A 13,730-nucleotide genomic window follows, 5' to 3' on the forward strand; every position below is an offset into this window, starting at 1 on the left:
AGACGAGCGGACATCAGGGGCCGCCGAACTAAGCGCCCAATTCAGGAGTACGGGCGCTACGCCGCCGCAGGCGGCCCGACCCACCGCGTCAACGCATCCTCAAGCCCGTGTTGGTTCTCGTTCCCGACCCAGGCCACGTGGCCGTCGGGCCGCACCAGCACTGCGTCTGGTGCGGCGACCTGCCCGATGACCGGAAGCTCCCAGGCGCCGTCGTAACCGGCGTCGACGACATTGATGCGGTCCACCCAGGGCGTTGCGGCAACGCCGCCTCGCTTGACAAAATTGACCAGAACGCCCCGTGCCTCCTTTAGCAGCGAGAATAATCTCAGCTTCTGTCCTTCGACGGTAAGATCGAGATCGGGCATGCGCCGCCCGAGCAGCGCGTGGCCTTCGCCGAGATCATAGCGGATGTCGAGCCCGCTCATCATCGCGCCGAAACGTTTGCGCGGCTCGTCCATGCCGAGCAGTTCGGAGACGGTGTCGCGTGCGGCCTTGAGGCCGTCGTCGCCGCGGCGGAGCAGGGCGATCTGCGCCATGGTGTTTTTCAGCACGCGCGCGCCGACGGGATGGCGCTCGGCGTGGTAGCTGTCGAGCAGGCTGGCTGGCGAGATGCGATGGACCACCTGCGCCAGCTTCCAGCCGAGATTGACGGCGTCCTGCACACCTAGGTTGAGGCCTTGCCCGCCGACGGAGTGATGGATATGCGCGGCATCGCCGGCGAGCAGCACGCGTCCGTTGCGATAAGTCGCGGCCTGCCGTGCCGCATCGGTGAAACGGGAGATCCAGGCGGGATTGTGCAGTCCGAAGTCGGTGCCGTAGACCGCGACGAGGGCATCGCTGAGATCGCGCAAGGAGGGCTCGCCGGTGCGCGCGAGCGTTGCTTCCGTCACGACGACCAGCACGCGGCCGCCCTCAGTCTTGCTGAGGCCGTGAAAGCCGAGCGCATCATGCCGCAGGCCCCATGCCGGCAGCTCCTGCATCTCGACCTCGGCCATGAGATTGCTGAGCGTCGGTGAGGTGCCGGCAAAATCGATGCCGGCGGCCTTGCGCACCAGGCTGCGGCCGCCGTCGCAGCCGACGAGATAGCCTGCGCGCAAGGTCTCGCCGCTGGAGAGCATCACGTCGATGCCGGCTTCGTCCTGCGCGAAGCCCGTGAGCTCGACGTTGCGATAGATCGGCACTCCGAGCTCTTCGACCCAGTCCGCCAGGATCCGCTCGATATGGCTCTGCCGCAACGCCAGCCCGTAAGCGTGCCTGGTGGGCAGATCGCTGATGTCGAGCCGCGTCCAGGCAAAGCCCGCGAGCTGGACGATCTGTCCTTCGCGCAGGAAGCGATCGGCAACGCCGCGCTGATCGAGCATCTCGATGCTGCGGGCGTGCAACCCGCCGGCGCGCGTGCCGACGAGATCCTGGCTCGCGCGCCGCTCGAGGATGGCGACATCGACCTTCGCGAGCGCGAGCTCCGCGGCCAGCATCAAGCCGGTCGGGCCGCCGCCGGCGATCACCACGGCATGGCCGGGCGGCATCTGGTTCTGTGCGTCGACTCCCTGCGGCTGACGGCGTGAACGGGACGTCGGAAGCAGTACGGGCATGTCGTGACCCCTCGGCTGGTTGCTTTGGATGTTTCCTGGGGCGGGGGTTCTACGGCAGAGGCGGGGACTTGAAGCAAGCCCGTTGCGCACCACATATTGAGTTGGGAGAAGGGGCTTTCTCTTCCGCGTTCGCCGCGTTGACACGTCGGGCAAAACACCGGCATAATGGCATCATCGAAAGAGTTTGGTTCAGCCCGCGCGGAGCGATCTGCGGCGGGTTTTCTTTTGCGGCATTGGACGGTCAGCAGACGCCGGTGGTCCGCTGCATGATGTCGGCGAGCTCCTCGAACGAAAACGGCTTCCTGATCATCGGAAGGCCGCCGCGCCGGGGCTCGCGACCCGACAATTGCAGCATCTTCAGCTCCGGGCGGACGCGCTTGGCCAGCTCGGCCAGTTCATGACCATCCATGCCGGGCATGTTGATATCCGTGATGAGGATGGAGATGTCCTGGTTTTGCTCGAGCCGGCCGAGTGCATCCGGGCCGCTTTGGGCGCTGATCACCTGGCAGCCGAGATCTTCCAGCATGCCCACGATCACGTCGAGGACGGCGGGGTCGTCGTCAACAACCAGGACAGTGTGGCTCATCGCACGAATGTTCCTTCTGACGAAGCATTCAACGCGCCTCTTGTCGGGTAAGTTCCCGCAAAGGCCCCGCCGCATGCCGAGACTTCGGGCAAGACACCAGCAGAACGGCGTCATCGAAACGCGCGCCGGTCCCTCTAATCGTCCTTCGATAGATCGCCGGGTTTGGTGGGGATGACGATGGTGCCGCCATCGCCGTGAACGAGATCACGATCCTCGTCCTCTGTCTCGCCCGCGTCTTCGACGATCGCCTCCTTCTCGCGCGCCTTGTCGATGCGCGGCTTGGCTCCGGGCAATTCTCGCGTTGTCTCAGGTGACGTCATCTCAAGTGTCATCAAACCAATCCTCCTGATCGGCTAACTTTCGCCGGGCCCGTAAGTTCGTTTGACACGTCGGGCAAAACACTGGCAGAATGGCATCATCGAAAGAAGTTTGGTTCACCCGCGCGGAGCACATCCGCCGCGGGTTTTTTCGTCTCGATTTTCGAGATCGGACGGCGGCGGCGCATTACGGCCACGCACTCGTCAAACCTGGAGCGCCGATCGGCGCGCCGCCGTCCGAACCATTGCTGGCCGTGCACGCGCGAACGTGCCGGCCCGCGGCGCCGGGGCCAATCGCCCGCGCCGCTGCGGTCTCCGGGAAGACACGGAGATAGGGTTCGCGCCCGAAACGATCGCGCCTCGCCTTGCGCGATCTGCCGCCGCATTTCTTTTCTTTTGGGAGGAATGATGACCGCCTATCTGATATCGCTCGCGCTTATGAGCCCGACAAGCTGATGGGCTATTGCGTGGCGCTCTACTTCGCAAAGCTGCTGGTCTGGGACAAGGTCCTGGGATTTGGCTCCACGGACGCTCTGGCGGGATTTGCGGCGATCACGGCCAATCTGGTCGTCTCCTTCTATTTCGCCAAGCGCGGCTTCGAGAATGTTGCGAGGATCATCAAGCGGTGAAGATTCAAGACGAAGAGATCCGGGCGATTGTCGCGGAGACATTGGCCGAGCAGCACCGGGTTCAGCAGGAGAGCGTCGATGCCATCGTATTGAAAGCGGTGGCGTCAGTCCTGGCCTCGTTCGGGATCGAGGACGATGACCGGAAGGAGCTCAGAGCTGACTTCCAGCACCTGCGGCGCTGGCGAAAGAGCGTGGAACAGGCGCAGAGCTACACCTTCAAGGCGGTGATCACAGTCATTGCGACCGGTCTGATGGGTGCGGTCTGGCTCGGGGTCAAGGTCGTGCTGGGCAAGTGAGCCTCGACCGCCATGGATTCGCCGGTTGCGCACTCCCGATCACCCCTGCAAATAGGCTATCCCATGTACAGAATTCGTATCGTTGATGCGGACGACGATGAGACCGCCGAAATTCTCGGCGATCTGCACCGGCTGACATTCTTCGGTGGGGCAAACCTGCCGCAGTTCGAATCGGGATCGTGGTGGCTCGGCTACCACGATGATGACGCGGTTGCCTTCGCCGGCGTCGTGCCGTCGACGCATGCACGAAACAGCGGATATTTTTGTCGGGTCGGCGTCTTGCAGCGGCATTGGGGGCGGGGACTTCAGCTCAGGCTGATGCGGGCGATCGAGGCGCGAGGGCGGCGTCTTGGATGGGACAGCATCGTCTCCGATACGACGGACAACCCGGTATCTGCCAATAATTTCATCCATGCGGGTTATCGGCTGTACGAGCCCGAATCGCCCTGGGCCTGGTCGCATACGCTTTATTGGCGAAAGTGGCTGCGCTGAGTAATTGGAGTGGTTTCCCGTGATGCGGAACGTGACCTTCTCGGACTAGAGTGGCTGCGCAAGATGCGCGCAGCCACCGTACGCTCAAATATCTAACGGCCCGGCAGCTTGACAGCTGCCGGGCCGTTTTTGCGTTTCAGGTGAAGCGAGCGAGGCCCTTGCGAAGTTGGCGGCGCCGGGCTTTAAGTTTGCTCCTGCAGGAAATTCGGCGGCCATAAGCCGATGTAAGGGAGCGCTATCGATGCCAACCAAGCCTCAATTGCCGGAACGTTCGCCGCGCGCGACGGAAGGGCCGAGTGCGCTCGACGGTCTGCTGGTCATCGATTTCACGCGTGTCGTCGCCGGCCCGGCCTGCACGCAGACGCTTGCAGATTTTGGCGCGCAGGTCATCAAGATCGAAAATCCCGACGGCGGCGACGACACGCGCGCCTATGAGCATGCGGAAATTGGCGGCGAAAGCGCCGCCTATCTCAGCCTGAACCGCAACAAGCGCGGCATTGCGCTCAACCTTGCCGTGCCAGAGGCCCGCGAGATCGTGCTGGATCTGATCCGCAAGGCGGATGTGGTTGTGGAGAATTTCTCGAGCGGAGTCATGAAGAAGTTCGGGCTCGACTATGACGCGGTCGCCCCGCTCAATCCACGACTGGTCTATTGCTCGATCTCGGCCTACGGACGCTCCGGACCGTTCGCCTCCCGCCCCGGCTTCGATCCCATCACGCAGGCGGAGAGCGGCTTCATGTCGCTCAACGGATTTGCCGACGGTCCGGCGGTTCGTACCGGCCCTCCGATCGTGGACATGGCGACGGGGATGTCTGCCTGTAACGCCATCCTGCTCGCGCTGTTGGCGCGGGACCGGCTTGGCCGCGGGCAGCATGTCGAAGTGGCCTTGTTCGACGTTGCGATGGGGATGACTGGCTTCTACGGCATGGCGTATCTCATCAACGGCGAAAACCCCGGCCGGTTCGGCAATTCGCCCAGCGGGTCTCCCACGGTCGGCGTCTACGAAGCCTCGGATGGGCCGCTCTACATGGCTTGCGCCAACGATCGGCTGTATCGCCGGCTCGTGGTCGAGGTGCTGAACCGGCCAGATCTCATCACCGATCCGCAGTTTGCCTCGCGCAAGGCCCGTTCCGAGAACAAGGAGCTTTTGCGCGCAGCCATTGCAGAGGTCTTTGCCAGCGATACGCTCGAGAACTGGATGGCGAAAATGAAGCTGGCCAATATTCCGGTCGGCTATCTCCGGACGGTCGAGGAGGGGTTCAATGCGCCAGAGGCTCGCGAGCGCCATCGCTTGAGCCGCATTCCGCACCGTACAGCGGAATGGGTGCCGAACATCGAGCCGCCGATTACCATGAGCCTGACCGGCCCCGTCGATCCCGTTGCAGCCCCCCTGTTAGGTGAGCATACCGAGGACGTCTTGCGCAGCATGCTCGGTTATGACGAGCGTCGGATCACGGAGTTTAGCCGGAAAGGCGTCTTTGGCTCGGGAAAGCCCTCGACGCCGGTTTAGGCCGGCTGTCAGTCTCCTCGCAACAGGCATCGCGCGGCAAGCGAATCGATGCTTCGTGATGCCGGCTGCATTGGCTTGATTTGGCGAAGGAGCGGCCGCATAAATATGTGAAAGTGAGGGACACGAATGGCGCCTGGTCGAAAGCCGAGCATGGGTCAGCCCACCGGGTCGGAAGCAGGCGAACGCGCCTATGCGGCGATGATCGCGAAGGCCCAGGCCCTCGTGCCGCGACTACGAGAGCGGGCGGTGCGGACGGAGGAGCTGCGGCATCTCCCATCGGAAACCGAGATGGATCTCCATCAAGCCGGCCTGTTCCGGATGCTCCAACCGGCACGGATTGGCGGCGCCGAGCTCGACTATGTCGCTCTTGTCGACTGCGCTGAGCTGCTCGGACAGGCGGATGCATCGGTGGCCTGGAATCTCGCCAATCTGGCGAGCCACCACTGGATGCTCGGCATGTTCGAGCAGAAGGCGCAGGATCTGGTCTGGGGCCGTGATCCGGATGCGCTGATCGCGTCCTCGTTCATTTTTCCCGCCGGACGGGCCACGCGAGTGGACGGCGGATATCAGCTTCGCGGCAGCTGGCCATTCTCCTCCGGCGTTGCCTCCTGCGAATGGAACATGCTCGCAAGCGTAGTCTACTCCGACGACGAGGCCGACGGCATCGAGTATCGCATCTTTTTGCTGCCGAAAGGCGATTACAGCGTGCTGGACACCTGGAACGTTGCGGGACTGCGCGGGACGGGGTCCTGCGACGTGGAGGTCAGGGACGTCTTCGTGGCGGACCATATGACCGTCGCCGTCGGCGACCTCGCTGGCGGCACGACGCCGGGAAGCAAGGTCAATCCCAATCCGCTGTATGCGCTCCCCGTGTTCTCGCTGTTCCCATACGTCCTCTCCGGTGTTGCGCTGGGGAATGCGCAAGCGTGCCTCGACGATTATACGGAGGTCGCACGCCATCGTATTTCAACCTACAACCGGGCCAAATTGAGCGATTTTCAAAGCACCCAGATCAAGATCGCGGAGGCCTCGGCGAAGATCGACGCCGCGCGCCTGGTCATGCGGTCGGCGTGCCTTGATGCCATGGAGGACGCGCGGCGCGGTCATATCCCTGACATGGCGACCAAGACCCGTTATCGGCGCGACGGATCTTTTTCGGTAAACCTGTGCACGGACGCGGTCTCGATGCTGTTTGCCGCGAGCGGCGCGCGCGGTCTGTTCACAACTGGTGTGCTGCAGCGGCAATTTCGCGATGCGCACGCGATCAACTCGCATCTCGCATTCAACTTCGATGCGGCCGGGACCAACTATGGACGCGTGGCGCTGGGCCTGCCGTCCGAAAATCTCACGCTGTGAGGCCGGCCGATGAATGATCTGCCGCAGCAGCCCGGCGCTCCCGATCCCGCCAACGAGTTCGCGAGCGACAGCTCGTCGATCGATCCTCGCGACTTTCGCAACGCGCTCGGAACCTATGCAACGGGCGTGACGATCATCACGGCCGCAGCGCCTGACGGCAAGCCCTACGGGCTGACCTGCAATTCGTTCGCCTCCGTCTCGTTGAACCCTCCGCTGGTCCTGTGGAGCCTGGTCGTCTATTCCTCGAGTCTGACCATCTTCCAGAACGCCAGCCATTTCACCGTCAACGTGCTTGGTGCTTCGCAGCAGGCGCTTGCGACAAAATTCGCCAAGTCGTCGGACGATAAGTTCACAGGTGTGGACTGGGCGCCGGGCCTCGGCGGAGCGCCGGTGCTTGCGGAGAGCGTCGCCAACTTTCAATGCCGCTCCGTGAATCGCTATTATGGCGGCGACCACGTGATCTTTCTCGGCGCGGTCGAGGCCTATACCTACAACACAACGGAGCCGCTGCTCTTCGCGCGGGGGGCGTTCGGCCGATTCCTCGCGGATGACGAGCGCAAGACGTCGCCTTGATGGACTTCAGATCGCGCTCGACAGCTTAGCGCTCCGCCGCTGAAAGCTTGTAAATCTCCAGCGCGTCCGCTTCCGCGCCGCGCGCGGCCTTGGCGAGCCTGAAAAGTTGTCCCGCAAGAGAGGCCATCGGCACCGGTGTCGATGTCGCCTGCGCGACGTCGGCGACCGTATCGAGATCCTTGAGCATCGTGGCAATGTGACCGAGCGGTGGCGAGTGAATGCCTTGCACCATTCTCGGCACGAAAAGCTGAAGCGGGATCGAGTCCGCGAAGCCGCCGGCGAGCGCTTCGGGCAGGCGATTGGCGTCAATACCCGCGTTGACGGCCAGGCGCGTGGCTTCTGCCAGCACGGCCATCGCGCATCCCACGATCACCTGATTGCAGAGTTTCGTGGTCTGGCCGGCGCCAATAGGGCCCATGTGGGTGAACCTGCGCGCCATGGCCAGCACGTAGGGGCGTACCCTCTCGATCTCGTCCGCTTCTCCGCCGGCCATGATCGCAAGGGTGCCTTCCTCGGCGCCCTTCGTTCCGCCGGAAACCGGTGCATCGATCCAGCCGGCGCCATTGGCGGCTTTCAGTCGCTTGGCCAGATCGCGCGCGGCGTCGGGATGTATCGAGGAGAAGTCGACGACAAGCTTGCCTGCGCCGGGCACCGCTGCCAGCCCGTCAGGCCCGAAGATCACCTCCTCGACGGCCGCGGCATCCGTCACGCACATGAAGGCGATATCGGAGTTCGTCAGGAGATCACGAGGCGTGACTGCGCGCCTGGCTCCGGCCTCGGCGAGCGGAGCCACCTTGCCCTCCGAACGGTTCCAGACAGTGACCTGATAGCCGGCCTTGAGCAGGCGTCGGGTCATCGGCGTTCCCATCAGGCCAAGGCCGAGATAGCCGAGCCTCTCGGCGTCTTGCGGGTTTGCCTTGCTCGCATCAGCCATAGGTTGCCTCCTTCTGCCGCAGCGCGACGCCGCTTTACTATACATTGCGCATCGGACGGCAAAACCGCCCGGCTCGCATGGCTTGCCTGATTGTTTGAACCATGAAAGATTTGAACCCGGTCGGGGTTGGGTGGCGCCGGTCGGCGCCGGAGCAGCGGAGTGGGCACGATGCGAACCGTTTCGAGATGGATCCTGGCTTTGGGGGCGGCGGCCGCCGTGAGCGCGGGGGCAAGCCCGTCATGGGCGCAGCAGACGATCCGCGTCGGTTGGACGATCCCGGCCGAGGAATCGAAGTACTGGATGATGCGCCGCCCGGCTGAATTTCCCAATCTCGGCAAGACCTACAATATCGAATGGACCCAATTCCAGGGCACCGCGCCGATGACGCAGGCCTTGGCAGCCGGCGCGCTGGACTGCGCGACGCAGGCGCCGCTGTCGCTCGCCAACGGTGTGGTCGGCGGCAATCTCAAGGCCTACATCGTGGCGCAGCACGTGTTCGAGAAGCCGGGCGGCTTCTCGGTCTACTGGGCCGTCATGGATGAGTCGCCTATCAAGACGATCGCTGATCTCAAGGGCAAGACGGTCGGCATTTCCGTGATCGGCGGTGGCACGCAAGGCCCGTTCAACCTGCTCCTGAAGCAGAATGGCGTCGATCCAACCAAGGATATCAAGCTGGTCGAGGTCGGCTTTGCCGTCTCCGAGGATGCATTGCGCCAAGGCCGCGTCGATGCGGTGAACATGAACCAGCCGTTCGCGGCGCGGGCGGAGGCAAAGGGCGGTACAAGGAAGCTCTTCTCGCTGTCTCAGGCCATGCCGAACATCGTGCATATCCTGGAAGCTTGCCGTGCCGATTTCGTCGACAAGAACCCGGAACTGGTCAAGGCCTATGTCCGCGATATTACCTCGGGCATGAAGAAGGCGCTGGCGAACCGCGAGGAGACTCTCAAGGTCGTCAATGAAGTGCTGAAGGCGCCCATCCCGGTGCTTGAGACCTACCTGCTCAAAGACAACGATTTTGGCCGTGATCCAGGTGCAGCGCCGAATTTTCCGGCGATCCAGAAGATGCTGGACATCTACGCCGAGACCGGAATGCTGCCGAAACTGGATGTCGCGCAGTTCAAGCATCCGACGATCGTTGCTCCGCTGCAGTAGGCGGCCAGTCGGATGATCCGAACGAAGTGGTGGCGGCGTTCCAGATGATCCGGGACGAGGGAAGATGCACGTATGAAGAAATTGCGATCACGCGTCACCACTGACGGCCTCGACCGGGCCCCACACCGCGCATTCATGCGCGCGATGGGGCTCGACGACGCTGCGATTGCCAAGCCGATGGTGGGCGTCGTGAGCATGAAGGGCGAGCAGACGCCCTGCAACATGACCCACGATTTTCAGGTGGCCGCGGCCAAGACGGGCATCGAGGAGGCCGGCGGCACGCCGCGCGAATTCTCGACCGTGTCGGTCTCTGACGGCATCAGCATGAACCATGAGGGAATGAAGTTCTCGTTGTTTTCGCGCGAGCTGATCGCCGACTCGATCGAGGCCGTCGTCCATGGTCTGGCCTACGATGCGCTGATCGGATACGGCGGATGCGACAAGACGCTTCCGGGCGTGATGATGGGCATGGTTCGCTGTAACGTGCCCTCCATCTTCATCTATGGCGGCAGCTCGCTGCCGGGCCGCGTGGATGGGCGCACGCTGACGGTGCTCGATTCCTATGAGGCTGTCGGCAGCTTCATGACTGGTGAGATCGACGGCGCCACGCTGGAGCGGATCGAGCGTGCCTGCTTGCCGACGATCGGCGCCTGCGCCGGCCAGTTCACCGCCAACACCATGGGAATGGTCTCGGAGGCGATGGGCCTGACCATTCCCAACGTCTCGATGGTGCCCGGTGTCTATGCCGAGCGTGCGCAGATATCGCGGCGCGCCGGACGCCTGATCATGGAGATGCTGGCCCGCGGCGGGCCGTTGCCGCGCGACATCGTGACGCGGAAATCCCTCGAGAACGGCGCGGCGATCGTCGCTGCGACAGGTGGCTCGACCAACGCCGCGCTGCATCTGCCGGCGATCGCGAATGAGGCCGGCATTGCATTCACGATCGATGATGTAGGCGAGGTCTTTGCCAGGACGCCGTTGATCGGAAATCTGCGCCCCGGGGGTAAGTACACGGCGAAGGACGTCTACGACATCGGCGGTGCGGCAGTCGTGATCCGTGAGCTGATCCAGAGCGGGCATATCGATGGCGGCTGCTTGTCCATCACCGGCCGCACACTTGCCGAAGAGTATGGCACCGCCAACGCACCCGATGGAGAAGTCGTGTATGCGGCCCGCGCGCCGATCATGCCTGACGGCGGCGTAGCGGTGCTGAAGGGAAATCTCTGTCCCGACGGTGCGGTGATCAAGGTCGCAGGTTTGAAGAGTCAATTCTTCGAAGGCGTGGCGCGCGTTTTTGAGGATGAGGAAGCCTGCGTCGCATCGGTTCGTGACCGCAGCTATAAGGCGGGCGAGGTTCTCGTGATCCGCAATGAGGGGCCGGTCGGCGGTCCCGGCATGCGCGAGATGCTCGGCGTCACCGCGCTGATCTACGGACAGGGCATGGGCGAGAAGGTGGCGCTGATCACCGATGGCCGGTTCTCCGGCGCGACCCGCGGCATGTGCATCGGCTACGTGGCCCCCGAGGCGTTTGTCGGCGGTCCGCTGGCGCTCGTTCGCGATGGTGACAGAATCCGGATCGATGCCGCAAACCGGCGGATGGATGTGCTGCTCGATGAGCAGGAGCTCACAGCGCGGCGACGCGATTGGAAGCAACGTCCGCCGCGTCACCGGGCGGGCGCGCTTGCAAAGTACGCGCGGCTGGTTGGGCAGGCGCCGGGTGGAGCCGTGACGCATGAAGGCCCGGCAGAATGGCCGTGGTTCGAATGACCCACCGCACGGGTGCGAAAACGACCGCCTGTCTGGCAGGTTTCTTGCTAAGCTCGTGCCGCTGACGGAGGACGTTCAGCGGGTTCGTCGAGAAATGTTCGCGCGAGTGAGGCGACAGACGGGATGACGGTAGTGCCTGCGAGATCGAGCGAATGGGTGAGACCGGTGACATCACAAGAGCCGGCTTCTGCGATCATCGAGATCGACCGCGTCTCGCAGGTCTTTCAGACTTCGGCGCGCAAGGATCACGTGGCGCTTTCCGACATCTCGCTGACGATCGAGGAGGGCGCCTTCGTCTCCATCCTCGGGCCGTCCGGCTGCGGCAAGTCGACACTGCTTTATATCGTCGGTGGTTTTGTCAGCCCGACCAGCGGCTCGGCGAAGATCAAGGGACATGCGATCACGGGGCCCGGTCCGGATCGCGGGCCGGTGTTCCAGGAATTTGCCCTGTTTCCCTGGAAGACCGTGCTGGGCAACGTGATGTACGGCCCGCGTCAGCAAGGTGTGCGCGCCGCCGAGGCGGAAGCGCAGAGCCGGGCCTTGATCGAGATGGTTGGCCTCAAGGGCTACGAGAGTTTCTACCCCAAGGAATTGTCGGGCGGCATGAAGCAACGCGTGGCGCTGGCGCGGACGCTCGCCTACCATCCCGAAGTTCTGCTGATGGACGAGCCGTTCGGTGCGCTCGACGCGCACACAAGGACGCGGCTGCAGAACGACCTTCTCAACATCTGGGAGCGCGACCGCAAGACGGTGCTGTTCGTCACCCATTCGGTGGACGAGGCGGTCTTTCTTTCGGATAAGGTCGTGATGATGTCGAAATCGCCCGGCCGCATCCGTGAGGTCATCGACATCGATCTGCCGCGACCGCGCCGCCGCAACGAGCTGTTGCTCGACCCGCGCTATCAGAAGTACATCGTCGATATCGAGCGCATGTTCGATGAAAGCGACGAAGCCGGGCCGGCATCATGATGTCGTCGGCCACCTTGATCAGACGGGCCGCTCCGGTGCTGGCCTGCATCGGGCTGCTGGCCGTGTGGCAGGCTGCATCGCTTGCGCTGAAGAACGACAGCTTCCCGACCGCGATGGAGGCGATCAAGGCAATTCCGGATATTCTCGGCGACAAGGAATCCCTGATCAACATCCTGGCCTCGCTTCGCCGCATGGCGATCGGGTTCGGTGTGGCGGTGCTGGTTTCGATTCCGCTGGGCCTGTTGATGGGACGCAGCCGGGGCGTCGCGGCCTTTTTCAATCCGCTCTTGATGGTGATTTATCCGGTGCCGAAGGCCGCCTTGATGCCGATCATCATGCTTTGGCTGGGCGTCGGCGACGTCACCAAGACATTGGTGATCTTTCTGGGCGTCAGCCTCCCCGTGATCTATCACAGCTTCGAGGGTGCCAAGGCTGTCGAAGAGAAGATGCTGTGGTCGGGTGCCGCGATGGGGCTTTCGCCCGCACGACGCTTGGTGCGGATCGTGTTGCCCGCGGCGCTGCCGGAGGTCCTGACCGGCTGCCGCACGGGACTAGTGCTGGCGCTGATCACGATGATCACCAGCGAGATGATCGCCCGCCAGTCCGGCGCCGGCAACATCCTGTTCAATGCGCTCGATATGGGTCAGTACGACACCGTCTTTGCGATGATCATCATCGTGGGCGCGATGGGAATCTGTCTCGACGCGATTTTTGAAAGGGTTCGTGCCAGACTCGTGCGTTGGTCCGAGCCGCAGTTCGACATGCCGCTGAGCTTCTCGTGATGTCGCGCATTCTCTCCGCAAACGTCCTTCTCGGGATTGCCCCGATCGTGCTGGTTATCGCGTTGTGGCAAGGCCTGGTGTCATTCGGCTTCGCGCCCGCGGTCTTGCTGCCGCCGCCGGGCTTCGTCTTCAGCCGGCTGCTCCAGCAGCTCGTCACGTGGACGTTTCAGCAGGAGATCGCGGCAACCCTGATCCGGCTGTTTGCAGGGTTCGCGATTGCGGTCGTGCTGGGTGTCAGTATTGGCATTGCTGCCGCCGCCAATCCGGCGATCAATGCCGTGGTTCGGCCGATCGTCCGCGTATTGGCCCCGCTGCCCAAGGTCGCGCTCTATCCGGCACTCCTGCTTTTGCTCGGATTCGGCCACGGGTCGAAGATCACATTGGTGGCCGCGGACGCACTCTTCCCCATTCTGCTCTCGACCTATTACGGTGCATCGACTGTCGAGCAGAAGCTGATCTGGTCGGCGATGGCAGCGGGAACGCCGCGCTACGAAATCCTCTTCAAGGTGGTGCTGCCGGCGGCGATGCCGTCGATCCTGACCGGATGCCGGATCGGGCTTGTCATTTCCTGCATCGTGGTGTTTCTGGCCGAGATGATCACGTCGACGGACGGATTGGGGCACGCGCTCGTGACCGCGGCGCGAACTTTCCAGGCCGTCGATATGTTCGTACCGCTGATCACGATCTCGCTGCTGGGCCTAATCCTGAATGGCCTGCTCGGGGCGCTACGCTCGTACCTGCTGCGGGGCTTTCCCGAGGCGTGAACTGACCAAGA

General features: G+C 63.3%; 14 protein-coding genes and 1 pseudogene. 11 read left to right on the plus strand and 4 right to left on the minus strand.

The features are described 5' to 3' along the window. Nucleotides 1–56 precede the first annotated feature (56 nt). The 3 genes from AABA84_RS11220 to AABA84_RS11230 all read right to left on the minus strand — a co-directional run bounded on the left by AABA84_RS11220 (nt 57) and on the right by AABA84_RS11230 (nt 2,510). Entirely contained in the window at nt 57–1,592 is a 1,536-nt protein-coding gene (locus AABA84_RS11220) for an FAD-dependent monooxygenase (protein ID WP_338312068.1), read from the minus strand. 241 nt (nt 1,593–1,833) lie between these two features. After that, on the minus strand, nt 1,834–2,178 hold the full coding sequence (locus AABA84_RS11225; protein ID WP_212250218.1) for a response regulator: 345 nt from the start codon (nt 2,176–2,178) through the stop codon (nt 1,834–1,836). Between the two features lie 134 nt (nt 2,179–2,312). Next, a complete protein-coding gene (locus AABA84_RS11230) occupies nt 2,313–2,510 on the minus strand; it encodes a hypothetical protein (RefSeq protein ID WP_338312069.1) in 198 nt (65 codons plus the stop codon). Nucleotides 2,511–2,926: 416 nt separating this feature from the next. Between AABA84_RS11230 and AABA84_RS11235 the strand changes: the two are divergent. The 6 genes and pseudogenes from AABA84_RS11235 to AABA84_RS11260 all read left to right on the plus strand — a co-directional run. Next, a pseudogene (locus tag AABA84_RS11235) lies at nt 2,927–3,124 on the plus strand (hypothetical protein); the annotation flags it as partial. Further along, complete coding sequence (locus tag AABA84_RS11240; protein WP_092260851.1) at nt 3,121–3,420, plus strand: hypothetical protein; 300 nt, start codon at nt 3,121–3,123, stop codon at nt 3,418–3,420. The pseudogene AABA84_RS11235 and the gene AABA84_RS11240, both read left to right, overlap by 4 nt. A gap of 63 nt (nt 3,421–3,483) precedes the next feature. Continuing rightward, nucleotides 3,484–3,912: a GNAT family N-acetyltransferase gene (locus tag AABA84_RS11245; protein ID WP_212250470.1), complete on the plus strand. Its 429-nt coding sequence runs from the start codon at nt 3,484–3,486 to the stop codon at nt 3,910–3,912. Between the two features lie 241 nt (nt 3,913–4,153). Next, nucleotides 4,154–5,422, plus strand: a complete 1,269-nt coding sequence (locus tag AABA84_RS11250; protein WP_338306740.1) for a CaiB/BaiF CoA transferase family protein — start codon at nt 4,154–4,156, stop codon at nt 5,420–5,422. Nucleotides 5,423–5,572: 150 nt separating this feature from the next. Next, nucleotides 5,573–6,778: an acyl-CoA dehydrogenase family protein gene (locus AABA84_RS11255; RefSeq protein WP_445083405.1), complete on the plus strand. Its 1,206-nt coding sequence runs from the start codon at nt 5,573–5,575 to the stop codon at nt 6,776–6,778. Between the two features lie 9 nt (nt 6,779–6,787). Then, nucleotides 6,788–7,351, plus strand: a complete 564-nt coding sequence (locus tag AABA84_RS11260) for a flavin reductase family protein (protein ID WP_338306685.1) — start codon at nt 6,788–6,790, stop codon at nt 7,349–7,351. A 25-nt stretch (nt 7,352–7,376) separates the two neighbouring features. Here the strand turns inward: AABA84_RS11260 and AABA84_RS11265 are convergent, their stop codons facing one another. Further along, a complete protein-coding gene (locus AABA84_RS11265; RefSeq protein WP_212250211.1) occupies nt 7,377–8,285 on the minus strand; it encodes an NAD(P)-dependent oxidoreductase in 909 nt (302 codons plus the stop codon). 168 nt (nt 8,286–8,453) lie between these two features. On the opposite strand from AABA84_RS11265, the gene AABA84_RS11270 reads away from it, so the two are divergent. From AABA84_RS11270 to AABA84_RS11290, 5 genes are all read left to right on the plus strand, one after another. Next, a complete protein-coding gene (locus AABA84_RS11270) occupies nt 8,454–9,437 on the plus strand; it encodes an ABC transporter substrate-binding protein (protein WP_338312070.1) in 984 nt (327 codons plus the stop codon). Nucleotides 9,438–9,509: 72 nt separating this feature from the next. After that, nucleotides 9,510–11,204: a dihydroxy-acid dehydratase gene (gene ilvD, locus AABA84_RS11275; protein ID WP_338306684.1), complete on the plus strand. Its 1,695-nt coding sequence runs from the start codon at nt 9,510–9,512 to the stop codon at nt 11,202–11,204. Nucleotides 11,205–11,327: 123 nt separating this feature from the next. Then, nucleotides 11,328–12,173 carry an ABC transporter ATP-binding protein gene (locus tag AABA84_RS11280; RefSeq protein ID WP_212250208.1) on the plus strand — a complete coding sequence of 282 codons (846 nt, stop codon included), beginning with the start codon at nt 11,328–11,330 and terminating at the stop codon, nt 12,171–12,173. Beyond that, nucleotides 12,170–12,955, plus strand: a complete 786-nt coding sequence (locus AABA84_RS11285; protein WP_338312071.1) for an ABC transporter permease — start codon at nt 12,170–12,172, stop codon at nt 12,953–12,955. Before AABA84_RS11280 ends, AABA84_RS11285 begins: the two co-directional genes overlap by 4 nt. Continuing rightward, nucleotides 12,955–13,719, plus strand: a complete 765-nt coding sequence (locus AABA84_RS11290) for an ABC transporter permease (protein WP_246550567.1) — start codon at nt 12,955–12,957, stop codon at nt 13,717–13,719. The genes AABA84_RS11285 and AABA84_RS11290 overlap by 1 nt, the downstream gene beginning before the upstream one ends. Nucleotides 13,720–13,730 lie beyond the last annotated feature (11 nt).

It is taken from the genome of Bradyrhizobium sp. TM239, assembly GCF_036247985.1.
Taxonomy (GTDB): Bacteria; Pseudomonadota; Alphaproteobacteria; order Rhizobiales; family Xanthobacteraceae; genus Bradyrhizobium; species Bradyrhizobium ottawaense.

Bases quoted from the DNA above. Each gene is read 5' to 3' on its own strand.
- AABA84_RS11220 (WP_338312068.1), bottom strand. From the start codon at position 1,592: ATGCCCGTACTGCTTCCGACGTCCCGTTCACGCCGTCAGCCGCAGGGA.
- AABA84_RS11225 (WP_212250218.1), bottom strand. From the start codon at position 2,178: ATGAGCCACACTGTCCTGGTTGTTGACGACGACCCCGCCGTCCTCGAC.
- AABA84_RS11230 (WP_338312069.1), bottom strand. From the start codon at position 2,510: ATGACACTTGAGATGACGTCACCTGAGACAACGCGAGAATTGCCCGGA.
- AABA84_RS11245 (WP_212250470.1), top strand. From the start codon at position 3,484: ATGTACAGAATTCGTATCGTTGATGCGGACGACGATGAGACCGCCGAA.
- AABA84_RS11250 (WP_338306740.1), top strand. From the start codon at position 4,154: ATGCCAACCAAGCCTCAATTGCCGGAACGTTCGCCGCGCGCGACGGAA.
- AABA84_RS11255 (WP_445083405.1), top strand. From the start codon at position 5,573: ATGGGTCAGCCCACCGGGTCGGAAGCAGGCGAACGCGCCTATGCGGCG.
- AABA84_RS11260 (WP_338306685.1), top strand. From the start codon at position 6,788: ATGAATGATCTGCCGCAGCAGCCCGGCGCTCCCGATCCCGCCAACGAG.
- AABA84_RS11265 (WP_212250211.1), bottom strand. From the start codon at position 8,285: ATGGCTGATGCGAGCAAGGCAAACCCGCAAGACGCCGAGAGGCTCGGC.
- AABA84_RS11270 (WP_338312070.1), top strand. From the start codon at position 8,454: ATGCGAACCGTTTCGAGATGGATCCTGGCTTTGGGGGCGGCGGCCGCC.
- ilvD (WP_338306684.1), top strand. From the start codon at position 9,510: ATGAAGAAATTGCGATCACGCGTCACCACTGACGGCCTCGACCGGGCC.
- AABA84_RS11280 (WP_212250208.1), top strand. From the start codon at position 11,328: ATGACGGTAGTGCCTGCGAGATCGAGCGAATGGGTGAGACCGGTGACA.
- AABA84_RS11285 (WP_338312071.1), top strand. From the start codon at position 12,170: ATGATGTCGTCGGCCACCTTGATCAGACGGGCCGCTCCGGTGCTGGCC.
- AABA84_RS11290 (WP_246550567.1), top strand. From the start codon at position 12,955: ATGTCGCGCATTCTCTCCGCAAACGTCCTTCTCGGGATTGCCCCGATC.